The organism is Pseudonocardia pini (assembly GCF_013870575.1).
Lineage (GTDB): Bacteria > Actinomycetota > Actinomycetes > Mycobacteriales > Pseudonocardiaceae > Pseudonocardia > Pseudonocardia pini.
Genome location: NZ_JACBXB010000456.1, coordinates 1 through 4448 on the forward strand (window position 1 = coordinate 1; position 4448 = coordinate 4448).

Annotated in this window: 4 protein-coding genes and 1 pseudogene; 4 read left to right on the plus strand and 1 reads right to left on the minus strand. The window is 72.8% G+C overall.

All coding sequences use genetic code 11. The annotated features are described in order from the left end of the window. Window positions 1-1298: acetate--CoA ligase (locus H5J29_RS22155; protein WP_181782967.1), on the plus strand; the 1298-nt coding region annotated here is incomplete at its 5' end. A gap of 32 nt (window positions 1299-1330) precedes the next feature. Here H5J29_RS22155 and H5J29_RS22160 read toward each other — a convergent pair. Further along, window positions 1331-2086, minus strand: coding sequence for a FadR/GntR family transcriptional regulator (locus H5J29_RS22160; RefSeq protein WP_312858356.1), 756 nt, complete (start codon window positions 2084-2086; stop codon window positions 1331-1333). Window positions 2087-2186: 100 nt separating this feature from the next. On the opposite strand from H5J29_RS22160, the gene H5J29_RS22165 reads away from it, so the two are divergent. The 3 genes and pseudogenes from H5J29_RS22165 to H5J29_RS22175 all read left to right on the plus strand — a co-directional run. Beyond that, window positions 2187-3272, plus strand: coding sequence for an acyl-CoA dehydrogenase family protein (locus tag H5J29_RS22165; RefSeq protein ID WP_181782968.1), 1086 nt, complete (start codon window positions 2187-2189; stop codon window positions 3270-3272). 5 nt (window positions 3273-3277) lie between these two features. Then, on the plus strand, window positions 3278-3874 hold the full coding sequence (locus H5J29_RS22170) for a histidine phosphatase family protein (RefSeq protein WP_181782969.1): 597 nt from the start codon (window positions 3278-3280) through the stop codon (window positions 3872-3874). Window positions 3875-3914: 40 nt separating this feature from the next. Beyond that, window positions 3915-4280: pseudogene (locus H5J29_RS22175) on the plus strand (SDR family oxidoreductase); the annotation flags it as partial. Window positions 4281-4448 lie beyond the last annotated feature (168 nt).

Sequence of the window (4448 nt, forward strand, 5' to 3'; positions counted from 1 at the left end):
CCGTGCGGGAGGCCGTGGCGCAGAGCCCGTCGGTCGAGCACGTGGTCGTCGTCGGGACCCCGGGGGCGGGGGAGAAGGCCTGGTCCGACCTGCTGACACACGACCCGGAGCCCGGGCCCGCCGAGCCGATGGCGGCGATGGACAGCCTCGTCCTGGCCTACACGTCCGGGACCACCGGCAAGCCCAAGGGCGCGGTGCACACCCACGCCGGGTTCCTCGTCAAGACGGCGAGCGAGGTCGCCTACTCCTTCGACGTCGGGCCCGACGGGGTGTTCTGCTGGATCACCGACATGGGCTGGATCATGGGCCCGCTGTCGATCGTCGGCACGCACGCCAACGGTGCGTCGCTGGTGCTCTACGAGGGCTCTCCGGACGTCCCTGACCTGGGCAGGCTGTGGCGGCTCGCCGAGCGCCACCGCGTGACCATGCTCGGCGTGTCGCCGACCCTGATCCGCACGATCCGGTCGGCGGACCTCGGGTCGTTCGACCTGTCGTCGGTGCACACCCTGGGCTCGACCGGGGAGCCGTGGGACCCGGAGTCCTACGAGTGGCTCGCCCGCGAGGTCTTCGGCGGCCGGGTGCCGATCATCAACTTCTCCGGCGGTACCGAGGTGGGCGGGTCCTTCCTCGCGCCCTATCCGGTCGAGCCCATCGCGAGCTGCTCGCTGGGCGGGCCGTCGCTGGGCATGGACGTCGACGTCGTCGACGCGGCCGGGCAGCCCGTGCGCGGTGAGGTCGGCGAGCTGGTCTGCCGGCAGCCCTGGCCCGCGATGACCCGCGGGATCTGGCGGGACCGGGAGCGCTATCTCGAGGCCTACTGGTCGACCTTCCCCGGGCTGTGGCGCCACGGTGACCACGCCGTCGTCGACGCCGACGGGCAGTGGTTCCTGCGCGGCCGCTCGGACGACGTGATGAACGTGGCGGGCAAGCGCCTGGCGCCGGCCGAGGTCGAGGCCGTTCTCATCACGCACCCGGCGGTCGCCGAGGCTGCGGTCGTCGGTGTGCCGGACCCGAAGAAGGGCGAGGCGGTATGGGCGTTCTGGGTACCGCGTGCCGGTGTCCCCGAAGACCCGGACACCGCCGAGGAGCTGCGTCGTCGAGTGGGGGAGGAGCTCGGCAAGCCGTTCGCCCCCAGCCTGCTGTGCCGGGTCACGGAGCTGCCGAAGACCCGATCGGCGAAGATCATGCGCCGTGCCGTCCGGGCCGCGGCCCTGGGGCAGGATCCGGGTGATCTCTCCGGCGCGGAGAACCCCGCCGCGCTGGACGTGGTCCGCGAGGCTGTGAGGCGGTCGGAGTGACCGCGTCGCTGGGGTGCGTGGTCGCCCGGACGCTAGTCCTCCTCGGGCACCGAGACCGTCGTCCGGTCCTCGACCTCGAGCGCGGCGGCCGCGTAGGAGTGGACGTGGCGGGCCATCCGACGGACGGCGGCGTCGGCGTCGCGCTCCTTGATCGCTCGGGTGACCGAACGGTGCGCGCGGACCGCGATGTCGCGGACCTCGGCGTTGATGAAGCCCTCGTTGTCGGTCGTCGTGTAGATGGCCCGCGACAGCGCCATCATGATGCCGGTCAGGATCTCGTTGTGACTCGCCGTGGCCACGGCGACGTGCCAGTCGACGTTGTTGCCGAGGAACTCGTCGAGATCCCCGCTCGCGGCGATGGCCGCGTTGGCGGACTCCAGCCGCACGAGATCGCCGGTGGTGCGGTGCTGGGCGGCCAGGCGGGCGCAGGACGGTTCGATGGCCTCGCGGGTCTCGTGGACGGATGCGAGGCGGATCTGCCTGCCGCGGATCAGCAGCTCGAGGGAGCTCGCGACGGACTCCTCGCCGGGCCGCTGGACGAACGCGCCGCCCGCCCGGCCCGCCTTGATCCGGATGAGGCCCTGCACCTCGAGGATGCGGAGCGCCTCGCGGACGGTGGTGCGACTCATCCGGGTCTGCACCACGAGCTCCCGCTCGGGAGGCAGCGGCGTGCCCTCGGGGTACACCCCGGACAGGATGTGCTCGCGCAACTCGTTGGCCAGGACGTCGGAGGCCTTGGGGACCTCCATGGGGGAGAGGCGGATGGCCGATCGGTCGCCGGTGGGCACCAAGGCCTCCTTCCGTGGTCTAAAGGTCTGACCCAATCTAACATCGCGAGGGTGGGAACAGCGGCGTCGCTGCTCCCGCGAGCCGAGTAGGAGCACTGAGATGCGCTGGGAACTCTCCGAGGAGCAGGCCGACTTCCGCACCGTTCTGGCCGACTGGCTGGGTGAGGTGTGCACGTCCGAAGCACTTCGCGGCCGGCTGGACGGCGAGGGGTCCTCGGACTTCGAGGAGCGGTTCGTCGGCGACGGCTGGTTCGGGGTCGGATCACCGGAGGACCTCGGTGGTGAGGGTGGGGGTCTGGTCGAGCTGGCGCTCGCCGCGGAGGAGCTGGGGCGCCGCGCGGCTCCTGCGTCGGCGTGGCTCGGGTCGATGCTCTCCCTGCCCGTCCTCGCGGGGATGCCGGAGGCCGCGAAGGCGCTCCTCGCGGACGGCGTCACCACCGTCCTCGCCGTACCCGCAGGGGCGGTGCCAGGGGCGCTCGCCGGTGTCACCGAACGGGAGGGCCGGCTCGCCGGTCGCATTCCGGCCGTGCTCGCGGCCGACCGTGCGCAGCGCCTCGTCGTGCCGGTCGCGGGTGACCACGGCACCGTGCTGCAGCTGGTCGAGGTCGACCAGCCCGTGGTCTCGGTCCACCCCCGAGCCCTGACCGACCGCAGCCGCAGCGTCGCGGACATCGAGCTCGACGGGGCCGTCGGCGCCACGATCGCGTCGGAGGACGGCGCCGCCGCGCTGGACTCGGCGGCCCTGCGCGCCGCCGTGCTGGTGGCGGCCGACTCCCTGGGGGTGATGGAGCGGATGCTCGACCTCACCGTCGAGTACGTGCAGCAGCGCAGGCAGTTCGGCGTGCCGATCGGGTCGTTCCAGGCCGTCAAGCACGCGGCCGCCGAGATGTTGGTGAAGGTCGAGGCCGCCCGCTCCATCGTGTACCTCGCGGCGGCGTCGGTGGAGTCCGGCCACGAGGACGCCCGACTGCATGCCGCGGCGGCCAAGGCCCAGGTGTGCGCCGCGGCGTCGGTCGCCGCCGACTCCGCGCTGACCCTGCACGGCGCGATCGGCTACACGTGGGAACACGACCTGCAGATCTTCTACAAGCGGGCCAAGCTCGATGCGGAGCTGTTCGGCTCGACCGGAGTCTGGAACGACCGGCTCGCCGACCACCTCGCGCTGCTCCCCGCCACCGGGGCCTGACGGCGATGGAGCTGCTGCTCATCCGCCATGCTCGGCCCGAGCACGTCCACGGCGGCAGCGAACCCGCCGACCCACCGCTCACCGCACGTGGCCGGGACCAGGCGCGGTTGCTGAGCAAGGCCGTCGCCGACGGTGCGTTCGGCACGGTCGACGCGGTCGTGTCCAGCACGATGCGGCGGGCCCGGCAGACCGCGGAGCCCGTCGTGCAGGCCCTGGGGTTGGTGCTGCAGACCGACGTGCGGCTCTGCGAGCTCGATCTCGGGTGGACGACGTACGGGACCGGGGTGGAGGACATGTCGACCCGACGTGCCGCCTACGACGAGATGAACGCCGGGCGGTGGGGGACCAACCGCTACGACCCGGCCGCTTTCACCGCGCGGGTGCGGGCGGGGGTGGAGGACGTGGTCGCGGCGCACGCGGGCCGGGCCGCGATCGTCTGCCACGGCGGCGTCGTCAGCGCGTACCTCGCCCACCTGCTGGGGACCCCCGGTCCGATGTTCCTCACGCCCGACCACTGTTCGGTCACCCGGGTCCTGGCCGAGCCGGACGGATACCGAGAGGTGCTCAGCGTGAACGAGACCCTCCACATGCGAGAGCCCTAGACCGCCTTCGGTATGACCCTCCCTGCGGGCCGGTCTGCCGGGAGTCTTGGTCACCATCGGGTCCGACGCCGGTCGGGTCGGCTCCTCGCCGGAGGCGGTCTACTCCGGCGCGAAGGGCGGCACGATCGCGTTCTCCAAGACCCTGGCCCGTGAGGTCGCCACCAAGGGCGTCACGGTGAACACCGTGTGCCCCGGCCCGCCCGACACCCCGGCCCTGCGCAAGTTCGCCGACGCCTCGGGCCAGGACGCCGACAAGGTCATCGGCGGCATGACCCGCGCGGTGCCGATGAAGCGCCTCGGACTGCCCGAGGACGTCGCCGCCGCGGTCGCGTTCTTCGCCTCCGACGCCGCCGGCTACATCACCGGCCAGACCCTGTCCGTCAGCGGCGGGCTGACGATGGCCTGACGCGAAGGCGGAGCGCCCCGCCCGCCCGCAGCGTCCGCCGCTGTGGACCGGGTGGTGGGGCCCAGGCTCCCACCGAGTCCGTTGCCGCGCATCGGACGAGCCGGTCTTCGAGCTCGGCGAGCGGGCCCGGGCCTCGTCGACCACCGACGGTCGCGCGTCCTGCCGCGG

What these genes read in the sequence shown, in the direction of transcription:
- H5J29_RS22165 (WP_181782968.1), top strand. Translation starts at nt 2,187, where the DNA reads ATGCGCTGGGAACTCTCCGAGGAGCAGGCCGACTTCCGCACCGTTCTG.
- H5J29_RS22170 (WP_181782969.1), top strand. Translation starts at nt 3,278, where the DNA reads ATGGAGCTGCTGCTCATCCGCCATGCTCGGCCCGAGCACGTCCACGGC.